Source organism: Latilactobacillus sp., from assembly GCF_033176295.1.
Taxonomy (GTDB): domain Bacteria; phylum Bacillota; class Bacilli; order Lactobacillales; family Lactobacillaceae; genus Latilactobacillus; species Latilactobacillus sakei.
This window is the reverse complement of sequence record NZ_JAMQEX010000003.1, coordinates 92,695-111,831: the sequence shown is the minus strand read 5'-3', so window position 1 is coordinate 111,831 and position 19,137 is coordinate 92,695. Positions and strand designations below refer to the sequence as shown.

General features: G+C 42.2%; 20 protein-coding genes. 5 read left to right on the top strand and 15 right to left on the bottom strand.

The genetic code is table 11. From position 1 onward, the window contains the following. Positions 1-20 precede the first annotated feature (20 nt). On the bottom strand, positions 21-1,022 hold the full coding sequence (gene ccpA / locus NDN60_RS03085) for a catabolite control protein A (RefSeq protein WP_099947618.1): 1,002 nt from the start codon (positions 1,020-1,022) through the stop codon (positions 21-23). A 216-nt stretch (positions 1,023-1,238) separates the two neighbouring features. On the opposite strand from ccpA, the gene NDN60_RS03080 reads away from it, so the two are divergent. Beyond that, positions 1,239-2,336 carry a M24 family metallopeptidase gene (locus NDN60_RS03080; RefSeq protein ID WP_056947940.1) on the top strand — a complete coding sequence of 366 codons (1,098 nt, stop codon included), beginning with the start codon at positions 1,239-1,241 and terminating at the stop codon, positions 2,334-2,336. Between the two features lie 411 nt (positions 2,337-2,747). Here the strand turns inward: NDN60_RS03080 and NDN60_RS03075 are convergent, their stop codons facing one another. Both NDN60_RS03075 and NDN60_RS03070 read right to left on the bottom strand, forming a co-directional pair. Beyond that, the gene (locus NDN60_RS03075; protein ID WP_056947938.1) at positions 2,748-3,185 is read right to left on the bottom strand and encodes a YtxH domain-containing protein; all 438 of its coding nucleotides are present in this window, start codon (positions 3,183-3,185) and stop codon (positions 2,748-2,750) included. Between the two features lie 5 nt (positions 3,186-3,190). Then, positions 3,191-3,625 carry a DUF948 domain-containing protein gene (locus tag NDN60_RS03070; protein ID WP_016264674.1) on the bottom strand — a complete coding sequence of 145 codons (435 nt, stop codon included), beginning with the start codon at positions 3,623-3,625 and terminating at the stop codon, positions 3,191-3,193. Between the two features lie 157 nt (positions 3,626-3,782). On the opposite strand from NDN60_RS03070, the gene NDN60_RS03065 reads away from it, so the two are divergent. Together NDN60_RS03065 and NDN60_RS03060 are read left to right on the top strand one after the other, a co-directional pair. Next, complete coding sequence (locus NDN60_RS03065; RefSeq protein ID WP_011374119.1) at positions 3,783-4,670, top strand: mechanosensitive ion channel family protein; 888 nt, start codon at positions 3,783-3,785, stop codon at positions 4,668-4,670. A gap of 24 nt (positions 4,671-4,694) precedes the next feature. After that, positions 4,695-5,591 carry a DUF368 domain-containing protein gene (locus NDN60_RS03060; protein ID WP_056947934.1) on the top strand — a complete coding sequence of 299 codons (897 nt, stop codon included), beginning with the start codon at positions 4,695-4,697 and terminating at the stop codon, positions 5,589-5,591. A gap of 186 nt (positions 5,592-5,777) precedes the next feature. Here NDN60_RS03060 and cbpB read toward each other — a convergent pair whose 3' ends face one another. The 4 genes from cbpB to murI form a co-directional block, all read right to left on the bottom strand. Next, positions 5,778-6,263, bottom strand: coding sequence for a cyclic-di-AMP-binding protein CbpB (gene cbpB, locus NDN60_RS03055; RefSeq protein WP_011374117.1), 486 nt, complete (start codon positions 6,261-6,263; stop codon positions 5,778-5,780). A gap of 97 nt (positions 6,264-6,360) precedes the next feature. After that, a complete protein-coding gene (locus NDN60_RS03050) occupies positions 6,361-6,882 on the bottom strand; it encodes a metallophosphoesterase family protein (RefSeq protein WP_056947932.1) in 522 nt (173 codons plus the stop codon). An 11-nt stretch (positions 6,883-6,893) separates the two neighbouring features. Next, a complete protein-coding gene (locus NDN60_RS03045; protein WP_099947254.1) occupies positions 6,894-8,126 on the bottom strand; it encodes an XTP/dITP diphosphatase in 1,233 nt (410 codons plus the stop codon). After that, positions 8,107-8,931, bottom strand: coding sequence for a glutamate racemase (gene murI, locus NDN60_RS03040; RefSeq protein WP_056947929.1), 825 nt, complete (start codon positions 8,929-8,931; stop codon positions 8,107-8,109). Before murI ends, NDN60_RS03045 begins: the two co-directional genes overlap by 20 nt. A gap of 164 nt (positions 8,932-9,095) precedes the next feature. Here murI and NDN60_RS03035 point away from each other — a divergent pair, with 164 nt between their 5' ends. After that, on the top strand, positions 9,096-9,740 hold the full coding sequence (locus NDN60_RS03035; RefSeq protein ID WP_011374113.1) for a YslB family protein: 645 nt from the start codon (positions 9,096-9,098) through the stop codon (positions 9,738-9,740). 58 nt (positions 9,741-9,798) lie between these two features. Here the strand turns inward: NDN60_RS03035 and NDN60_RS03030 are convergent, their stop codons facing one another. The 4 genes from NDN60_RS03030 to NDN60_RS03015 are packed head-to-tail and all read right to left on the bottom strand — an operon-like array spanning position 9,799 to position 13,576. Then, the gene (locus NDN60_RS03030) at positions 9,799-10,776 is read right to left on the bottom strand and encodes an NAD(P)/FAD-dependent oxidoreductase (protein WP_056947927.1); all 978 of its coding nucleotides are present in this window, start codon (positions 10,774-10,776) and stop codon (positions 9,799-9,801) included. Positions 10,777-10,792: 16 nt separating this feature from the next. Further along, entirely contained in the window at positions 10,793-11,794 is a 1,002-nt protein-coding gene (locus tag NDN60_RS03025; RefSeq protein WP_082267756.1) for a FecCD family ABC transporter permease, read from the bottom strand. Beyond that, complete coding sequence (locus tag NDN60_RS03020; RefSeq protein ID WP_011374110.1) at positions 11,791-12,783, bottom strand: FecCD family ABC transporter permease; 993 nt, start codon at positions 12,781-12,783, stop codon at positions 11,791-11,793. Before NDN60_RS03020 ends, NDN60_RS03025 begins: the two co-directional genes overlap by 4 nt. After that, positions 12,773-13,576, bottom strand: a complete 804-nt coding sequence (locus tag NDN60_RS03015; protein ID WP_056947923.1) for an ABC transporter ATP-binding protein — start codon at positions 13,574-13,576, stop codon at positions 12,773-12,775. Before NDN60_RS03015 ends, NDN60_RS03020 begins: the two co-directional genes overlap by 11 nt. A gap of 172 nt (positions 13,577-13,748) precedes the next feature. Between NDN60_RS03015 and NDN60_RS03010 the strand changes: the two genes are divergently transcribed. Continuing rightward, positions 13,749-14,672 (top strand): ABC transporter substrate-binding protein, encoded by a 924-nt coding sequence (locus tag NDN60_RS03010; RefSeq protein WP_099947617.1) that lies wholly within the window; start codon positions 13,749-13,751, stop codon positions 14,670-14,672. A 178-nt stretch (positions 14,673-14,850) separates the two neighbouring features. Here NDN60_RS03010 and dltD read toward each other — a convergent pair whose 3' ends face one another. The 4 genes from dltD to dltA are packed head-to-tail and all read right to left on the bottom strand — an operon-like array spanning position 14,851 to position 19,117. Continuing rightward, positions 14,851-16,122, bottom strand: a complete 1,272-nt coding sequence (dltD, locus tag NDN60_RS03005) for a D-alanyl-lipoteichoic acid biosynthesis protein DltD (protein ID WP_056947803.1) — start codon at positions 16,120-16,122, stop codon at positions 14,851-14,853. Between the two features lies 1 nt (position 16,123). Continuing rightward, the gene (gene dltC, locus NDN60_RS03000) at positions 16,124-16,360 is read right to left on the bottom strand and encodes a D-alanine--poly(phosphoribitol) ligase subunit DltC (RefSeq protein ID WP_011374106.1); all 237 of its coding nucleotides are present in this window, start codon (positions 16,358-16,360) and stop codon (positions 16,124-16,126) included. A 29-nt stretch (positions 16,361-16,389) separates the two neighbouring features. Continuing rightward, the gene (gene dltB, locus NDN60_RS02995) at positions 16,390-17,598 is read right to left on the bottom strand and encodes a D-alanyl-lipoteichoic acid biosynthesis protein DltB (RefSeq protein ID WP_011374105.1); all 1,209 of its coding nucleotides are present in this window, start codon (positions 17,596-17,598) and stop codon (positions 16,390-16,392) included. Further along, positions 17,591-19,117: a D-alanine--poly(phosphoribitol) ligase subunit DltA gene (gene dltA, locus NDN60_RS02990; protein ID WP_172952580.1), complete on the bottom strand. Its 1,527-nt coding sequence runs from the start codon at positions 19,115-19,117 to the stop codon at positions 17,591-17,593. The genes dltB and dltA overlap by 8 nt, the downstream gene beginning before the upstream one ends. Positions 19,118-19,137 lie beyond the last annotated feature (20 nt).

Below are 19,137 nucleotides of genomic sequence, written 5' to 3'. Positions count from 1 at the left end.
AATCACCGCTTGTTTTTGTTTTATTTAGTTGATTGACGATCAACAATGCTATATGGCAATAGGATTGTCTTATCATCGATTTCTTCTTTGTTCATCATCTTCGTTAACAGACGCATCCCAACAGCACCCATATCATATAAAGGTTGTGAGATTGATGTCATCTTAGGACGAACCATTTCAGTTAACTTCGTGTTATTACTTGTCACAATTTCAAAGTCAGTTGGAATATTAACACCTGCATCAACAGCAGCATTTAAAACACCTACGGCTAATTCATCGTCACTGACAACAGCAGCAGTTGCGCCAGTTGCTTGAACCTTACCGAATAAGGCTTCACCAGCACTGTAACTGTATTCTGTTTCGAAAATTAAGCTTTCGTCATAAGGAATACCAGCTTCGTTCAAGGTATCTTTATAGCCACGTAAACGATATTTGCTGTTGATTGGAAAATCTAAGTTGCCACAGATGAAGGCGACTTTTTCGTTACCGTTCTTGATTAACTTCAAAGTTGCGTCCTTAACGGCTGCAACGTAGTCAATATTAACACTACCGACTTGTTCGTCTGGATCGATTGAACCAGCTAATACGATTGGTGTCTTAGAACGGGCGAATTCAGCACGGATTGCATCTGAGATACTGTGACCCATGTAGATTAAACCATCCACTTGTTTTGCCAATAAGGTATTCAATACTTGAACTTCCTTTTGGTTGTTTTCATCTGAGTTCGCTAAAATGATGTTGTACTTGTACATTGTAGCAACATCATCAATCCCGCGTGCTAATGAAGCAAAGTAGATATCACTAACGTCTGGGATAATAACCCCAACAGTTGTTGTTTTCTTACTTGCCAAACCACGAGCAACAGCATTAGGACGATAGTCTAAACGGTCGATCACTTCAAGCACTTTCTTGCGAGTGGCAGGCTTAACGTTGGGGTTCCCGTTAACAACCCGTGAGACGGTCGCCATTGATACGTCAGCTTCACGCGCAACGTCGTAAATTGTAATTGTTTGTTTTTCCATTTTAAAATGATTCCTTTCATTCGCAAAATAAAATATATTGTATTTTCATTTGTTTTCATTTCACTTCTTGATTAATTTAACAGATATTTAAGGCAAATGCAAGCGGTTTACATCATTTTTATGAAATTTTCATTTTTGTTTTCATTTGCAGTTTACATTAACGTTTACATTTTCTGTGCTATACTGTGATTATCAACTGTAAAGGAAGTGCTTTAGATGAATAATCAATTAGCCCAATTACAAAATTGGCTTGTCGAGAATAATATGGATGTGGCTTACATTAGTAATCCAACGAACATCCTCTATTTCACTGGTTTTGAAAGTGATCCTGCAGAACGGGTTTTAGCCCTCTTTGTTTTTGCAGATCAGGACCCATTCCTATTTACACCACAACTAGAAGTTGAATCTGCTAAGAAGGCTGGCTGGAAACTTGATGTTTATGGTTACCTTGATCATGAAGATCCATATGCCATCATCGCAGATCAAATCAAGAAACGGATGGCCAATCCAACACGTTGGGCTCTTGAAAAAGACGACCTTCCCGTTCAACGTTATGAAGCAATTCTAAAGCAATTCCCTAACGCAACATTCCCTGGTGATGCATCACGCTTCATGGAAAACTTAAAATTAATCAAAACACCTGAAGAAATTGCTTTAATGGAAGCAGCCGGCCGCGAAGCTGACTACGCCTTTGAAGTTGGTTTCAACGCTTTAAAAGCTGGCAAAACAGAACAAGACATCGTTGCTGAAATCGAATATGCTTTAATGCGTAAAGGCGTTATGCATATGAGTTTCGATACAATTGTACAATCAGGCATCAACGCTGCTAACCCACATGGTGGCCCAGAAGCTAATATCTTAACACCTGATGCATTAGTGCTCTTTGATCTTGGGACATTACACAAAGGTTATATGAGTGATGCGACACGGACTGTTGCTTTTGGTAAACCAGATGCTAAGTCACTTGAAATCCACAAAGTTTGTCTTGAAGCAAACTTAGCTGCACAAGATGCTGTTAAACCCGGCATTACAGCTGCTGAATTAGATAAGATTGCCCGCGACGTGATTACGAAGGACGGTTATGGCGAATACTTTATTCACCGTTTAGGTCATGGGATTGGGACTTCAGAACACGAATTCCCATCAATCATGGAAGGTAACGACATGATTATCAAACCAGGCATGTGCTTCTCAATCGAACCAGGGATTTACATCCCAGGTGTTGCCGGTGTCCGGATTGAAGACTGTGTCCACGTTACAGAAACAGGCGCAGAATCATTCACACACATGACAAAAGAACTACAAACATTCTAAGAGTGCGTAAGCAGGCGGTTATATTTTGAGGACTAGCCTAGTCTGGTGAATGACCAACTTGTTGGTCGTTTAACGGACGTAGCTAGCCGCAGAAATATGCCTGCTGAAGCACGTTTCAAGTAAGAGTGCTGATTCGAACGAATTGACTTTGAGGATTAACTTAAAAACGCGGATTATGACGCCCTTGGTCATGATTCGCGTTTTTTGTTAACCGGAAAAGGCAGTTCGAAGAAGCACGTTTCAAATAAGAGTGCCCTTAATTGTGTCTAGCAACTGAGCATTAATACAAAATGAGTCATAATCTTGGTTTTAAGATTATGGCTCATTTTAGATTAAGCGGAAGTTGTTGCAATTAATCCCCCCTCCAAATTAAAAAGCCCTCACTATCAGTGAGGGCTTTTTAACAATCCTTTATTCACCTAATGAATCTGGTATCATTTTTTCTTCTGCTTCATCTTTGGCTTGGCCAAAAGCACTCTTGCCTTCAATGACGATATCATCAAAATCTTCAGCAGCTGGTTCTAAACTACTACCAAATTGTGATTTTAAGTCTGCCGTCTTTTCATCAAATTGCGCTTTAGCCTGTTCTTTGATATCCAATGCATTTTCTTGCCAATCACTCGCATAATCGTGCACACGGTTCATATGGAACTTTGCTTCTCCTTTAAGATCAGCAGCCGTTTCGTTCATCAAGTAATAATAGTCTTGTGCGCGATCAATGGCATCTTCACCCAAGTCCACTAATTTATTTTGTAATTCTTTACCCGTTTTAGGTGTTAATAAAAGTGTGGCACCAATTGCTGCTGCGCCGCCCACTAAAACACCGAATAAAAAGCCTTTTTTTGCCATGTGAATTACTCCTTGTCTTTTGTTTGTCGTCTATTTTGATAGAATCTAAGGGCACTGGCCCCCATTTTAGAAGCAACTGTTGCTTTGGCGGTCGTGCGACCGACACTTGTTACTTTTTCAGTCAAACCACGACTGGCAGCATTCAAACTTGAAACACTCTCGCCTAATTCGCCGGCTGCACGGAAAACTGGATCTAAATCTGCTACTTTACCGTTGACATCGTCTAGTAAAACATTCGTTTTGTTCAACAGACCTTCAACTTGTCTTGAAAGGACATCTACATCATTCGTAATTGTTGTCACGCTCTTATTGGCTTCGGTGACTGTCTCGGAAACACGCGTTAAAACCTTAGTGACTTTTAATAACATCACTATTAGAAAAACAACCAAAACTGCAAAAGCCCCTGCAGCGATTAATGCTGCAATTTGACCACCCGTCATCAATTTGTTCCTCCTATTTCGTCGTCTATTATCTTGTTTCTCAGTCTCTAGGATAGCATTATTCGGTACAACCTTCAAATAATCATACTATATTAGATGTCATTTTTTTAAACATTTGCTAAACTAGAATTATGCACTTTTAAAGGAGTTTGTCAGCATGTTCTTTCAATCACTAACCACCACACCCGTCGAGTCGGTTCAAAAGCAAACCAATATCTTTATGCGCTATATAACCAGCATCGATTGGGATCACCTCTTAGGCCTCTTCATCACGGGCTTTTTTCAAATCATTTTAATTTCACTACTTTTTTACTTGCTTAGTCGCATTGGGCGTTTTATTATCAAACGGGCCTTTCGCAAATATCGCGAAGCAGATGGTTTTTCCAACAATCGAATGAATACCATCTATACCCTGATGACCAACGCTTTGGCTTATCTGCTAATTTTCTTTTACCTTTATGCACTGCTCAGCATTATCGGCGTTCCAGTCGGGACATTAATTGCCGGTGCTGGGATCTTCAGTTTAGCCGTTGGTCTTGGTGCCCAAGGATTCGTCAACGATATTGTCACCGGCTTTTTCATCCTGGCCGAACAGCAATTTGACGTTGGCAATACCGTCCGAATTGGAACGATTGAAGGTACTGTTACAGCGATCGGCTTGCGAACCACACAAGTGCAAAGCTACGATGGCACGCTCAATTTCATCCCCAACCGGAACATTTCAATCGTCAGCAATCTTTCCCGCAACAATATGCGGGTACTGATTAATATTCGTATCAACCCTGATACGGATATCGAACAACTCGCAACAATCGTTAAGCAAGTCAACACTGAATTAGTGCCGCGCCATCCCGAAATCAAAGACGGCCCCACATTACTGGGGGTTTCAACCTTAACGGATGGCACACTTGCCTACCAAGTGGTGATGCACACGCTTAACGGCGAACAAGCAACGACGCAACGTTTATTCCTACAAGGTTACTTACAGGCGATTAACGCCGCTGGGATTACCTTACCCACCAGTTCATTGACTTTAACCAACTAAATTATCCGCCAAAGGAGCACTCTTATGCCACTAATTAATGCACTCAAAGGCGCCCTCATCGGTGTCGCACTCGTTATTCCTGGTTTATCTGGTAGTATCTTTGCCGTCATCGTTGGTTTATATGAACCATTATTAAAGGCCATCGCGCAGTTCAAACAAGATTGGCGCCAAGCAATTGGCTTTTTATGGCCAATCGGTATTGGCGCGGGCATCGGTGTTTTATTATCGACCAAAGTTATTTTATGGTTATGCACCGCTTATCCACTGGCCGCTTATAGTTTCTTCATCGGCCTCGTTTTAGGCAGTTTACCGTTCATCTGGCGCAAGCTTAAAAAGCTAAACTGGCAGCAAGTCTTAATTGCCATTGCCTGTGGTGGCTTGATGTTATTGATTACCAAAATTGGTGGTCATCAAAACGAATCTGACATTGCCATCAAACAACTAACGTCCCTCCAAGATTTCGGGATGTTAACCTTTACCGGCTTTTTCTCCGTTTCATTGATGGTGATTCCCGGTATTTCGGGTTCGATTATGTTGATGATTATCAAGCAATACGGGACTGTCTATCACGCCGTTAGCCAATTACTCGATTTGCTCGTTTATCTCGTTACCGGCCGCTTTGAACAGGCAGGCGAGGCTTTCAAAAGTGTCGCCCTCCTCTTGCCATTTATGCTAGGTGCTGTGATTGGGACCGTGATTGTCGCTAAAATCATGCATTACTTACTCGCTCACTATGCCCAATATGTTTATGCTGGCGTTTTAGGCGTGATCCTAGCAGCCATCTGGATCCTAGCTGAAACGGGCGTTGTACCCGCTTGGCCGGCCGTGGGTGGTTTAACCGCACTACTAGGGCCAATCGCATTAATCGCCTTGATGCTCGTCTTAGGAGCCATTGCAACGATTTACTTCGATCGGGCCTAAAGAGTGCGTTTGAAACGCTTTGGCTTTGAGCATTAGCACAGCTCGGCGAATAACTGCTGCAAGCAGTTGTTTGACGAGTAACGCTAAACGCAGAAGGCAGTTTCAAAAAGCATATTTTAGCTATCAAAAAAAGCGTTACGACAAAATAACTTTTGGCGCAACGCTTTTTTAATGCGCTAAAATAAACTAATTTTGTTGTTTCTCTATTGGTAAAGCCTCAATCTTATATTCTTTTTCAATATTATGGGCTACCCGGTTAAAACTCTTCATCATCTCGCGCCGAGTCACAATCCCTGTGAATTCGCCGTCGTCTGATAATACCGGTAAGTAAGGATGATCAACCAATAAATGAAGTGTTTCTTCAATATCGTACGGATCTTTAATTGTCACAACATCCTTTTGCATCACATCTTGAACGGTCATTTTACGGAGGTTATCGAAACTCAAGTGATCGAGTCCTAACATCGTCTCTGTAATCAGTGGCATGGTTAGCATCCCTTTAAACTTCGAATGATTATCGAGCACCGGAATACTTGAATATTTAACAGTTGTTAAGAGAATAAACGCATGTTCTAACGAGTTATTTTCCTGAACGCTAGCGACCATTTCACCAGGAATTAAAAAATGTTCTTTGTTTTCGAGTAATAAATTCTGAAACGCATCTGAAATCATGCAGTGTCCTCCTTCTAATTACCTACGTTTAATATTGTACCAAACCACTAACTAAAAAGACTATCCACAGCGTCTAAACTTTGGATAGTCTTTAACTTTAAGCTCTTTTAAATTTAAATTGGAGTTGTGGTACTTTTTCAAAATGGCGGTCATAATATTGGACTTGATAGTCAGTCGCCGTGATATCCACAACAGCATATGTGCCACCTAAGGGTTGGAATTGGCCCCGCGGTTGCGAAATACTGCCCGGATTTAATACCAAGAGCCCTTGGTGCATTTCACAGGCTAACTGATGTGTGTGCCCGTAAAAAGCCAATTGCGCGCCTTCTGCTTGAGCCGCTAACATCAACCGCGTTAAATCAAAATTAACACCGTACAAATGACCATGCGTTAAAAAGGCCTTTTGCGCCCCAACTGGCACCACCACTTGTTCTGGGAAGTGGCCATTAAAATCCATATTACCTTGCACAACCGTCATTTGTTGAAATAATGAATCGGTCGTCGTTAATTCGGAATCACCACAATGTAAGAAAGTGACTGCTTCATCCTTATAATGCGCAACCAATTGCACCAAAATATCCCGATCGCCATGACTATCACTGACTACTACTAACCGCATCTTAATTCCTCCTATTTTGCCAACCAATCACGCCAAAGTGGTTCTAAATTTTCAATCGCTTTTGCACGATGGCTAATCGCATTTTTCTCGGCCATCGATAATTCGGCCATTGATTTATCTAGTTCTGGTACGTAAAACAACGGATCGTAACCAAAGCCGTTATCGCCACGGGGAATTCCTAGAATCCGACCGTTAACACTACCTTCAACCACTAAATCATCGTCAGGCCGATCAGGTTTCGCAAACACTAACGTTGTATGGAAATGGGCTGTCCGTTTTTCAGCAGGGACGCCCGTTAATTCGTATAATAACTTGGCATTATTGCCGGCATCGTTATGATCACCCGCAAAACGGGCTGAATAAATGCCAGGACGACCATCTAAGGCATCGACCATTAAGCCTGAATCATCTGCCAAAACGGGGAGCTGTAAAATAGCAGCAATCTGATCAGCCTTTAAACGAGCGTTTTCTTCAAAGGTTTGACCGGTTTCATTAATTTCTGGTAATTCAGGGTAATCCAATAACGTTTTAATTTGGATCCCCTCTTTTTCAAACATCGCATGGAATTCTTGGGCCTTGCCCGGGTTTTTAGTGGCAATCACAATTGTTGGCATCTCAGAGTGCTCCTTTTGAATGATTGGGTGGACAGCTTGTTGATAACTCGCTTGAATCTGTTCAGCAGTCCGTGTACCGCCTTGGCTAGCGACCAATAACAATTCGTTTAACTGACTGCTGTTAACCGCCGTTGCGCCTTGTAACGTCATCGCTAAAATTTGTTCTTGATTATCGGTCACGACTAACAACGTGCTATCAGCAACCGCTTCTTCCGTGTCACTGGCATCCACTAATGTTTCGTTACCGGTCAGAATAGCCGTAACGGCTGCTGCACGATTAGGTAAGAATTGTTCAGGTAATAATTGCAAGGCCCCAAAAACGGCATTGCTAGCTTCTGCTAGTAAACTACCACCGTCTTCTAAAACCGTCACTGACACCAGTAACCCCGTCTTTTCCAAAGCGGGCGCTAACAAAGTGGTTAGCGTCTGTTGTAACCAGTCACTTTGCACTTGCGTCAAGCCACTGCCAATTAGCGTGACTTTCTTAGTTGCTTGCTCACTGACAGCTGCTAATACTTTGGTTGTCCCGCGTTGCCATAAGACAGAAGCGGGTTGTTTCGTCAGATAATGCCACTGTACTTTGACAGGGCGTACATCATTTGCTGCTCGATTATCGGTCCGGACCATCATTTTTCTCCTTTTGAATATCAACTTGTTGTGCTGTTAAATCTGGTTGGGCAAGCCATTGTTGCGCAATCTCTTCAAAAGCGGCGACAGAGCCTGTTGTGTACATCCGTAGCGTCCCTGGCGTGGTTGTCGCCAATTGTTGTTGTTGCGTCAAGACTTCTTCTAACATCGTAATCGCTTGGACTGCTGGGTTAACCAACGTCACGTCAGGCCCCACTACCGTTTGAATGGCGGTCGTCAATAATGGAAAATGCGTACAGCCTAAAACAAGCGTATCAATCTCACTTTTTTGTAAAGGTTGTAAAATCTGATTGACGATGGTTTGCACTGCTTGACCGTGTCGTTGGTTGGCTTCAATCATCGTCACAAACTGCGGTGCTGCTAATCCAGTCACTTGCACATCAGGATTAAGGGCTGCCATTTGTTGACTGTAAGCCGCACTTTGAATTGTGCCAGTTGTTGCAATCACCCCGACACGTCGATTATGCGTCGTTTGTAGGGCCGCAATACTACCTGGTTTGATAACCCCAATCACCGGAATCGCCAATTGGGCTTGTAAGTCAGGTAAGGCCGCAGCGGTTGCTGTATTACAGGCAATCACTAGCGCCTTAATCTCTTGATGGCGTAAGAAATTAGCCATCTGCCAAGCAAATTCGCGTACTGTGGCAGCCGGCTTTTCGCCGTAAGGTAATCGTGCTTGATCACCAATAAACACCATGTCTTCATTTGGGAGGCGTTTGCGGGCTTCTTTGACTAGCGTCAAACCGCCAACACCGGAATCCATAAAACCAATTGGTTGTTTCTTCATAGTAGTCTTTCTCTTTTCATCACAAAATGCATTCGTAAACTCTATTTTCTCTTTTTTTTACCTAAAATTCAACCGACTACCCTTTAAATACTAAAAAATAATCTGATTTCGCGGTATAATACAACTATCTTAATTAAAAAATGTTATTAAAAAGGAGCACCGTCGTGACTCAATCACTTTACACACAACTCACAGATACCCCTCAAACCGCTACTTACCTAGCCCAAGCCACGCTCCGCGATATCTTATTACCGCTTATTTTAGGTGATGAAACTGAAGGCATTAGTTATTGGGCTGGTAAGCAATTAGCTACTAAATTTCCGTTGGAATCAATTGCGGATCTCAGTCAATTCTTCGAACAAATTAACTTTGGCCAATTATCGCTTAAAAAGCAAAAGAAAAACCAATACTTTTTTGAACTCACTGGTCCGATTATCACTAAGCGACTAGCCGATTTCAAAACACCCGACTTCCAACTCGAAGCCGGTTTTATAGCCCAAACCCTTGAGCAACAATTACAAGTCACTGCTGAAGCTAAGGCAACCGTTGAAAATAAAAAACGAGTTACTATTTTTGTTCAAACGGATACAAATGATCCGATTGAAATCCCGCTTGAAACAGAAGCAATGGTGACCATGCAATCGCCTGAAGTCACACCAATTTCCCCCACTGAACCAGCAGAACCAGTGACACCAGTCACTACTGAACCAACACCTGAACCGGAACATGAACCGGTCGCTAAAGCTTCCTTTAGCAGTGTGGCTAATCTCCCTAGCCGCCAAGAGTTACACCGTCGTAAAAAACATTAAATATGTTCAAAAGGACCTGATGCCAAGTTTGCATCAGATCCTTTTTTTATTATCCCATCTATCGTAATCGTTCTTGCCAATAGGCTTTTGTATCCGCCTGGAAAACTGGATTATGCGTCGTGACCATCGGTGTTTTAGCTGTTGGTTTAAGTTGGGCAACAATCTCAGTTATCGCCGTAATCCCATCTTGAAAAGCACTTGTTAACAAGCTAATCCCAGCACGATCCGGAATTTGATTACCAATCACCCAAATATCTGGGCGTTCTTCAATCTGTTCTGCGCTTAACTGCCACTGATCAATCGTCTGTAATGACCGGCGGTAGCCAAGACTGACCACGGCTTGATCAAATGTAATCTGCGTTTGATCCGCCAACGTGATGCTCGTCACTTGTTGATCTACCTGTTGATAACTTGCAAAAGGCTGGCAGTAATAGTCAATCTGTGGATAAGCGGTTAAGAACGCTTTTTCAGCTGCTTCATCCACAAAGGGGCGCTTGGTCGTTAACCACACCACTGATTTAGCAGTCGCTAACAAATGCGGCGCCAATTCCATCCAGTTATACCCAGGGCCAATTAAGACCACCCGTTGATCCCGATAATCCTCAGGGTTGGCTGGTGCATAATGGACGTTTTCAAAAGTTTGTTCCTCAAACAACCGTAATTGCTTAGGCCGGACCACGCCACCACCCATCGCTAAAATCAAGGTTTGACTATAATACCGATCATCCGGCGTATCAATTTGATAATAATCTTGGTCGGCTAAATATTTGACGTCTGTCACTAAGGTTTGAGTGCGCAAAGGTGTGTCATAAAAAGCGGCCTGCGCTGTTAGATTCTGAATTAAATCCTGGCCCGTAATGTTGGGCATCCCGCCAATATCGTGAATCACACGCTCCGCATAAGTGGCAACCTTGCCACCAAATTGTTGATCCCCTTCCAATAATTGGCCGTTTAAACCGTATAAACCAGCTTGAAAAGCAGCATACAAACCAGCTGGGCCACCACCAATAATCGTTGTCTCGTAAATGTTAGTCATTGCGGTCATACTCCTCTCATTTCGTTTTGATTAGTAAGTAAATAAAGTAAGGGGCACCGATTAAGGCCACAATAATGCCGGCCGGTATTTCGGCAGTAGGGCTCAATAGCTTGCCACAAGTATCGGCAACCAATAAAAAGCAACTGCCCAAAAGTCCCGTTAATAGTAATTGATAGCGGTGCTGATACCCGATAATTCTGCGGGCAATATGCGGTGTAATCAACCCAATAAAGCCAATCCCACCACTAATTGAAACACTAGCACCCGCCAAGATCACCGCAGCGCCAATCAAGTACAACCGTTGCTTTTGAAAATCAACTCCCAATGAACGCATGTTATCAGGTTTTAAAACAAAGGCATCCAAGGTTTGACTCTTACTGAAAATATAAGGCAGTGTTAATAACAACCATGGCAACAGCGCCCAGATAAATGGCCAGCTGCTCCCCCAGATACTCCCTGCTAGCCAAGTCATCACAAATTGATAATTATCAGGAGATAACTTCAAGGTCAATAAGACCATTAATGCAGAAAAACAGGTCGAAACCGCGACTCCGGTTAGTAATAGGCGATTGGCCGTAATCCCCACAGACTTTTGATACGCGCCAATCACGATTACTACAGCGCTGACTAACGCACCAATCAAAGCTAATACCGGTAATATAAAAATCTGACTACCTTGATCGGCGGCAAATGTAATAAATAATAAAACCGCAATTCCCGCACCCGAATTAATTCCTAAAAAGCCGGTGTCTGCCAATGGATTTTGCGTCGTACTCTGTAATACTTCACCCGCAATCGCTAACGCAAAGCCCACTAAGATTGCAATAATAATCCGTGGCATCCGAAAATCAACTAAGATTAACGCATCTTGCGCTTGACCCTGACCAATCAATAACTGGCCGATTGCTTGTGGACCAATCGCTAATTGGCCTGTTTGTAAGCTAACCAGGGTCGTTGCAATTAACAAAGCCGACAACCCGACGAGCCAACGCCGATAACGTTTTGTCATCATATTCATGCTTGACTCGCCCCTTTTCTCGCTAGATAAATGAAGAATGGCACGCCAATTAAGGCAATCATAATGCCAAAGGGAATCTCTTGTGGTGGATTAATCGTCCGCGAAATCAAATCCGCTGCCACAACCAGACTGGCCCCTAATAATAACGTGACTGGCATCACCTTACGCACATCGTAACCAACTAGATAACGTGTAATGTGTGGGACCATCAAGCCGACAAAAGCGACAGACCCAACTAAGGCCACTGAAATACCCGCTAAAATAATGACACAGATAAAGCCCAATAACCGCACGACACTCGTCTTGCGACCTAAACTTAATACAAGTTCATCACCTAGTTGTAATAAACGTAGTTGCGGTGCCAAACAGAGGCTTGCAATCAAGCCAGCAATTAACCATGGTCCTAGTTGCGTTAATTGCGTCCACGTAATCGCCGCGACGCCCCCAAAATGCCAAAACGCTAAATCCCGTTTAAGCTGGGTCATTAAAGAAAGGCCTTCGCTTAAAGCAACCAGACAGCTACTAATCGCCATCCCGGCTAAAACTACCGTCGTCGTTTTCTGCGTCTTTTTAGCCATACTAATTGCTAAGATTAAACAGGCTGACAGTGCGGCCCCGATTAAGGCAAAAATAGCAGTTTGTTGCGGTGTCGCTTTAGGTAACACGATAAAGCTGATTGTTAACATGAACCCTGCACCTGCGTTAATGCCTAATAAGCCAGAATCGGCTAATGGATTTTGCGTTAGTTCCTGCATAATCAGGCCACTACCCGCCAAACTAGCGCCTATTAAAGCGGCGCCTAAAACCCGTGGTAACCGAATTTCATGAATCACAGCTTGTTGTAATTGACTTGCGTGATAATCAAAAACCGCATGATAGACCGTCTTCATCGTTGTTTGTGCCGCACCATAGCGAATGCTGACAACCATCAGAATGGCTAACAGAATCAAACTAATCACTAAAGAAAAGCCGAATTTTTTATTCATCATGGTCCTGTTCCCCTTCTGACCAGCGATCATAAGTTAGGATTAAGGGACGCTGATCATGTTCGATTAACGTCGCATCAATATTAAAGATGTGTCGTAAATTATCACGCGTCATGACCTCATTGACTGTCCCACTGGCCTGTAATTGACCATTCTTTAAGGCAATCAACTGATCTGAAAAACGGGCCGCATGGTTTAAATCATGCAACGCCATGATAATGGTGCGGCCTTCAATCTGATTTAATTCCTGAATTAATAACATAATTTCTAGTTGGTGGGTCAAATCTAAATAAGTGGTTGGTTCATCCAATATTAAAATATCTGTGTCTTGCGCCAAAGCCATCGCAATCCAAGCACGTTGGCGTTGCCCGCCTGACAAGGTACTCAAGAAACGGTCTCTAAATTGATTAAGCCCCGTTCGTTCAATTGCCCACTCAATTTTTTCTTTATCGACCGCTGACAAGGGTCTGAATTGTTGCCGGTAAGGCAGCCGTCCAAACGATACTAAATCAAAGACAGACAAATCGGTCGTTAATTCCCCAACTTGCGGTAATAACGCCATTTCTTGGGCCATCTCTTTAGGCGTCTTAGTCGCTAGCGCCTGATCTGCCAGCAGAACCGTCCCTGAAGACGGTTTCAACAAATGGGCTAACGTCCGTATCAAAGTTGACTTACCACTCCCGTTAGGTCCGATCAAGGTTGTAATCTGCCCTTGAGGAATTTGAATTGATAAATCCTGAATAATTAAGCGTCGATTATAACCGACACTAACCTGTTGTGTTTCTAAAATTGCCATAATTCCGCTCACCTTTCGCCGGATTAACGGCTCTTACATATTATAAGAAAACATTTCTCAGATAACAATCTTATATGAGAAAACAATATCAAAATTCCGAAACAACTTGACAGTTACACTGTAAACATTCGATAATGAGAATAGTTCTCAATTATATTTTTGGAGGAAACTCATGAAAAAGTCAAGTCGTTTTATTGCCATTTTAGGATTAACGTCATTAATCATCTTAGCTGGTTGCCAAGCCAAAACAGCCACTAAGAAACAAACTCGAACCATAGCCGATAGTATGGACCATAAGGTAAGCGTTCCCACACACCCCAAACGTGTTATTGGTTCATATCTAGAAGATTATCTTATTTCGCTGGATATCAAACCAGTCGTGCAATGGTCTGTCAAAAATGGGACCAGTCGCCAAGACTACCTCGCAAAATACTTAAAAAACGTCCCCACTATCAACTACGATTTACCATTTGAAGCAGTTGCTAAAGCTAAACCCGATCTGATTTTAGTGGGTGACAACAGTGCTGTTCAAGGTGGTAAATATGCTCAATACAACAAACTAGCACCAACCTACGTTGTCAAAAATGGCGCTAAAGTCAAATGGCGCACCCAATTAAAAGATGTCGCCCAAGCTGTTAACAAAGAAGATAAGGGGCAAGCCGTTTTAAAAGACTATGACCAAAAACTAGCTAGCGCCAAGAAAACAATCCAAACAAAAGCGCCGAATAAATCAGCCGCTGTTTTATGGGTTACAAATAACTCAGCCTTCATGGTCAATGATCACGCCGCAAGTGGCGCGCTCCTCTATCAAGATCTCGGTTTAAAAGAACCTGAGTTGGTTAAAACAATTTCTAAAAACGCAACCGCCGACTGGATGCCCGTTTCTTTAGAAAAACTAACCGAATTAGATGCCGACTATATTTTCCTAGTTAACAGCGACCGCGGGGCTGCTATGTTTAAGGAACCGATCTGGCAAAATGTCAAAGCCGTTAAGAATAAGCAACTCTACAGCTATGACAAATCATCAAGCTGGATGTACAAAGGCCCAATCGCATATGAAGAAATGATCCAATCGGTATTGAAAGTGGTTAAATAAGAAGTGTGACTTCAACTGAGTGGTTTTGAGCATTTACTTAAATTGGTGAATTAGCGATGCAATCGCTAGTTTGACAAGTGTTGCAAAGCACAGAAATCAGGTTGAATGAACACGTTATAAGAAGTGTGACTAAGCAATAAAAAAAGCGTGCTGACAATTGTCAGCACGCTTTTTTAGTTTATTCTTCAAAATCTTGTACTTGATTACCAGCAACATCTTGCCATGAACGATCTAAGTAGTCATCTGATATTTTATATGAAACCTTACCAGCCTTCTTAGTTGCCATGAATGGTTGGACATGTTGGTCAACCTTCAACCAACCACGCCAGCCTAAATGAATCGTATCTTGCATAAAGTAATCTTCGTTACCATCTTTGGTCATATCAACAATATTGTTAAAGCCTTGTGATTTCAATTGGTAAGAAATCTTTGTCGAGAAGTTATTTAACATGTCTTGTGATAAGCCCGTATAAGATGCCCACCGTGCGTTAACAGGTGGAATGATGAATTGCACTGCCATCTTGTGCTGTGCAAAGAAATCGAGCATCAACTGGAAGTCCGAAAATTCTGGTGAACTTTCATAATTAAAGTTACTTTGTTCGCCCTTCAATTTCGCTTGATTTGGTAAAATTCGTTGTTCATAAAATTTCTTTTGAATCCCAAATGGATTACCGGCTGTTGCTTTGCGACCAAGTGTTGTGGCAACTTGGTCAAGTGTTTGTAAGTCTTGTTCATCTGGTAAAACTTTCAAGCCTTTAGCCAATTCTTTTTCACGACCGTGAATGAACAATTGACTGAAGAGCTGATCTTGGTGTTGCAAGCCTGGGCGCTTAATGTTGTTGATATACACCTTTTGCACCGTTGTTAACGGTAAGCCCAACGCCTTGTTCTTTAATGCATCCCGCATTACCCCACTGGTTGTATCACTCGTTAAATCTAGAATCCGTTTAGCTGCATACCGTGTTGCTGCTGAATCCTTAGCATGAACTAAGAAGTACGATGTTTGCAGTGGTGAATAGAAGAAATCAAACATTTCTGATTTAACCCCTCGTGGTACAAACCATTGTGGCGAAATAATCACGACCGCTTTCTTACCCGTTAGGTGTTGTCCTGTCGCTTGGAGGGATAAGAAATGTGTTAATGACTGTGTACCAGGTGCGCCAATTAAGAACGGCTTATTTTTCCAATCATACTTCTCAGCCATGACGGATGGATGTAATGGATCCATTCGTGATAACTCGGAAGAACCGATAACGGGAATATAATCCGCATTAAACGCAGCATCCTTGATGGCTTCACCTTTAATCACATTGGATGACATTGATGTCGCCGCTGTTGATAAAGTCTTAGCGCTCGGATGACTAAAGCGAAATGGCGATAATAATAACGCGCCTAAGCACACCCCGGCAATTAACACTGGCCCAAAAATCAGCCACAACTTCTTAAACATCTTATTGCAATTCCTTTGCTTTGGCGATAATTTTGTTTGGTGTTGCCCATTCATTACGATCAAATTCTGAAACTGGTACGTCGATGTCTAATTGACCTTGTAATTCAAGTAATAATTGAACAGTCGCCATTGAATCTAATGTCCCTGTTTCAAATAAATCCATATCCATATCATCTTTGATATCATCGTTACCCGTTAAATCTGCCAAAATTTCTACTACTGTGTTTTCTACATCCATGATTAAAACGCTCCTTCAATTGTTTGGTCTTAATGGAACCAGAGTCGGTCCAAGAAGCCTGAGAAAATTAAAAAACTTAAACATACTGTGTTAAATGTTGCAAAAATTGCGAGATAATTTGTCCAACGATTGCTGATAATGTGATCCTTATGTTTCTTCTTAAAGCGTAACCAGACATCTGTTAGGATAATCCAAATCGCATGGAATAAACCATAAGCGATGTAATACCAGGTTAACCCGTGCCAGAAGCCCATCAATAAGAATAACGTTAAATAGCCAAGGTTGGCGATTAATACTTTGCTCTTAGTGATTTTATGCTTCATCAAGAAAAACATGAGCCGCATGTAGATGTAATCTCTAAACCAAAATGATAACGTCATATGCCATCTATTCCAGAATTCCTTGATGTTTGGTGATGAGAATGGCTTGTTAAAGTTGATTGGTGTTTCAATCCCCATGACATAACTCGTCCCAACTGCGAATAAACTGTAACCCGCAAAATCAAAGAATAAATACATACTATAGACATACATGTAACCCACAAGGCCCCATGAAATATCTAAGAAACCGCCGCGACTTGCCATGGCTAAGTGCGCCATTCTTGGCAATAACAAAGTTCCGAATGCATAACCTAAGATAAACTTATACACAAACCCTAACATGAAGTTGTGCATTGCTTTCCCTAACATGTCGATATAGTGATCACGTTCAGGTACTTTTAGATAATCCTTCTTAAAGCGTCGGTAACGATCAATCGGACCGGATGAGATAGTTGGGAAGAAAAGCATGAATTGTAAGAACAACCATGGTTCAAACTTCTTAATACTCCCATCACGGGTTTCCATAATCATGCCGACAGCTTTGAAGGTTAAATAACTAATCCCTAAGAAACCAATAATCGAATTCCGTCCTGGATTTAAAAATGGCACGAATTTTACAATGACTAGCGGCATAATCGCTAGGACAACCGCCAAGTCGAACAATGCTGTATTATTACGTTTTTGACGATACACGGTGTAGCCCCAAATGAGAGCCCCTTCGAATATCACGTAGCCGATTAAAGCTAACCCTTGATTAATCTTATCACCGTCAAAGATTAAGACCAAAAAGAGCAGTGAAACAAGTGTTTCATAGATGTGCCACCGTTTACCATTTAAAAAGCCAATGATTAGCGGCACTAACGCAATTCCTAAAATAATGAAATAATTAGGATTTGCGTACGGTTGTAAATTAGGCATTCCCGTTTACCTCTTTAATCAACGCTTTACGATCAACCTTACCATTGACGGATAATGGTAAACTTTCTGGATAGACGAAACGTTGGGGAATCATGTAGGCCATTGTATTTTCAGCCAGGGCTGCTTTTAACGTTTTTGTTAATGTCGCATCCCCCACTTGGCCTTCAGCTGGCACGACGTAAGCAATTAATTGCGTTACTTGATGTGCCTTGTTGTAACGAGGGACCGTGCAAGCTTGTTTCACTTGTGCTAGTTGCCCTAAATGATGATCGATTTCTTCTAGTTCGATCCGATAACCATGCATCTTAACTTGGAAATCAGTCCGTCCTTTGTAGAAGATTAATTGATTGTCATCGGCAACCACTAAGTCTCCTGAATGATAGAAACGTTGGCCATCTTTTTCGAAAAAGGCAGCATTCGTTTTTTCAGGGTTATTTAAGTAGCCTTTAGAAACACTAGGACCACTAATCAATAATTCACCAGGCTGGCCAGGAGCGACTTCATTGTTTTGTTCATCAACCACAACCGTCTTCGTATCAGCTTTTGTATAACCAATTGGTAACCGATCATACTGTGCTAGAATATCGGCGGTAATTTCAATGCTGGTCATTGCGACCGTTGCTTCTGTTGGGCCGTAAGTATTGAAGACTTTGGCACTTGGGAAGCGTTCGAGTAATTTTTCAGCCGTTTGGTGCGTTAATTCCTCACCACAGAAGACGAATTCACGAAGTTCTGGGTAATGTTCGCTATCAAACGTTGGTGCGAGTAAACAGATTTCAACAAATGATGGTGTTGAAACCCATTCGTTAACCTTCAAGGTTAGCAATACTTCAAATAAAGTCTTGAAGTTGTCCGTAATTTCTTTTTCTAAAATTACTAATGTTGCACCTGAGCAAAGCCCTGGATAAAGATTCATGACTGATAAATCAAATGAGTATGGGGCTTGAATTAAGACCCGACTATTATCGGCAACTCCAAAGGCTGGGTTCGCCCAGTCAACAAAGCTCAAAAGGTTGTTTTCACTAATTTGAACTCCTTTTGGTAAGCCAGTTGTCCCAGAAGTGAAAATGATATAGAAGTTATCATCCCCTTGGACGCTTTGTTGGGCATCATAATCTGTTGCCCCACTTGCCACAACGTCCGCTAATATATCAGCTTGGAAGACCGGCATGTCAACCTCAATTTGGCTAGCTGACGCCCATGATAGAACCGCCGCTGGTTTAGCAACCGATTCAATTTGTTGAATGCGTTCTGCATCTGAGTGTTGTTCAACCGGAATGTAGGCATGGCCTGCTTTGACAGCGCCTAAGAATGTCGCCACCATTTCGAACTGTTGGCCCCCAAAAACAATCACTGGGGCGCCCTTAGGCAATGCTTGGTCTTGGATAAACGCCGCGATTCGATCGGATGCAACTTTTAAGTCTGCATATGAATACTGCGTTTGACCGTATTGATACGCTACAGTTTGCGGTTGTTCAATCGCAATTGTATCAATTTTTTGAATAATGCTATTTGTCATCACCATTACGCTCCTTCATT

Excerpts from the sequence above, each read along its gene's own strand:
- ccpA (WP_099947618.1), bottom strand. The coding sequence starts at position 1,022 with ATGGAAAAACAAACAATTACAATTTACGACGTTGCGCGTGAAGCTGAC.
- NDN60_RS03080 (WP_056947940.1), top strand. The coding sequence starts at position 1,239 with ATGAATAATCAATTAGCCCAATTACAAAATTGGCTTGTCGAGAATAAT.
- NDN60_RS03075 (WP_056947938.1), bottom strand. The coding sequence starts at position 3,185 with ATGGCAAAAAAAGGCTTTTTATTCGGTGTTTTAGTGGGCGGCGCAGCA.
- NDN60_RS03070 (WP_016264674.1), bottom strand. The coding sequence starts at position 3,625 with ATGACGGGTGGTCAAATTGCAGCATTAATCGCTGCAGGGGCTTTTGCA.
- NDN60_RS03065 (WP_011374119.1), top strand. The coding sequence starts at position 3,783 with ATGTTCTTTCAATCACTAACCACCACACCCGTCGAGTCGGTTCAAAAG.
- NDN60_RS03060 (WP_056947934.1), top strand. The coding sequence starts at position 4,695 with ATGCCACTAATTAATGCACTCAAAGGCGCCCTCATCGGTGTCGCACTC.
- cbpB (WP_011374117.1), bottom strand. The coding sequence starts at position 6,263 with ATGATTTCAGATGCGTTTCAGAATTTATTACTCGAAAACAAAGAACAT.
- NDN60_RS03050 (WP_056947932.1), bottom strand. The coding sequence starts at position 6,882 with ATGCGGTTAGTAGTAGTCAGTGATAGTCATGGCGATCGGGATATTTTG.
- NDN60_RS03045 (WP_099947254.1), bottom strand. The coding sequence starts at position 8,126 with ATGATGGTCCGGACCGATAATCGAGCAGCAAATGATGTACGCCCTGTC.
- murI (WP_056947929.1), bottom strand. The coding sequence starts at position 8,931 with ATGAAGAAACAACCAATTGGTTTTATGGATTCCGGTGTTGGCGGTTTG.
- NDN60_RS03030 (WP_056947927.1), bottom strand. The coding sequence starts at position 10,776 with ATGACTAACATTTACGAGACAACGATTATTGGTGGTGGCCCAGCTGGT.
- NDN60_RS03025 (WP_082267756.1), bottom strand. The coding sequence starts at position 11,794 with ATGAATATGATGACAAAACGTTATCGGCGTTGGCTCGTCGGGTTGTCG.
- NDN60_RS03020 (WP_011374110.1), bottom strand. The coding sequence starts at position 12,783 with ATGATGAATAAAAAATTCGGCTTTTCTTTAGTGATTAGTTTGATTCTG.
- NDN60_RS03015 (WP_056947923.1), bottom strand. The coding sequence starts at position 13,576 with ATGGCAATTTTAGAAACACAACAGGTTAGTGTCGGTTATAATCGACGC.
- NDN60_RS03010 (WP_099947617.1), top strand. The coding sequence starts at position 13,749 with ATGAAAAAGTCAAGTCGTTTTATTGCCATTTTAGGATTAACGTCATTA.
- dltD (WP_056947803.1), bottom strand. The coding sequence starts at position 16,122 with ATGTTTAAGAAGTTGTGGCTGATTTTTGGGCCAGTGTTAATTGCCGGG.
- dltC (WP_011374106.1), bottom strand. The coding sequence starts at position 16,360 with ATGGATGTAGAAAACACAGTAGTAGAAATTTTGGCAGATTTAACGGGT.
- dltB (WP_011374105.1), bottom strand. The coding sequence starts at position 17,598 with ATGCCTAATTTACAACCGTACGCAAATCCTAATTATTTCATTATTTTA.
- dltA (WP_172952580.1), bottom strand. The coding sequence starts at position 19,117 with ATGACAAATAGCATTATTCAAAAAATTGATACAATTGCGATTGAACAA.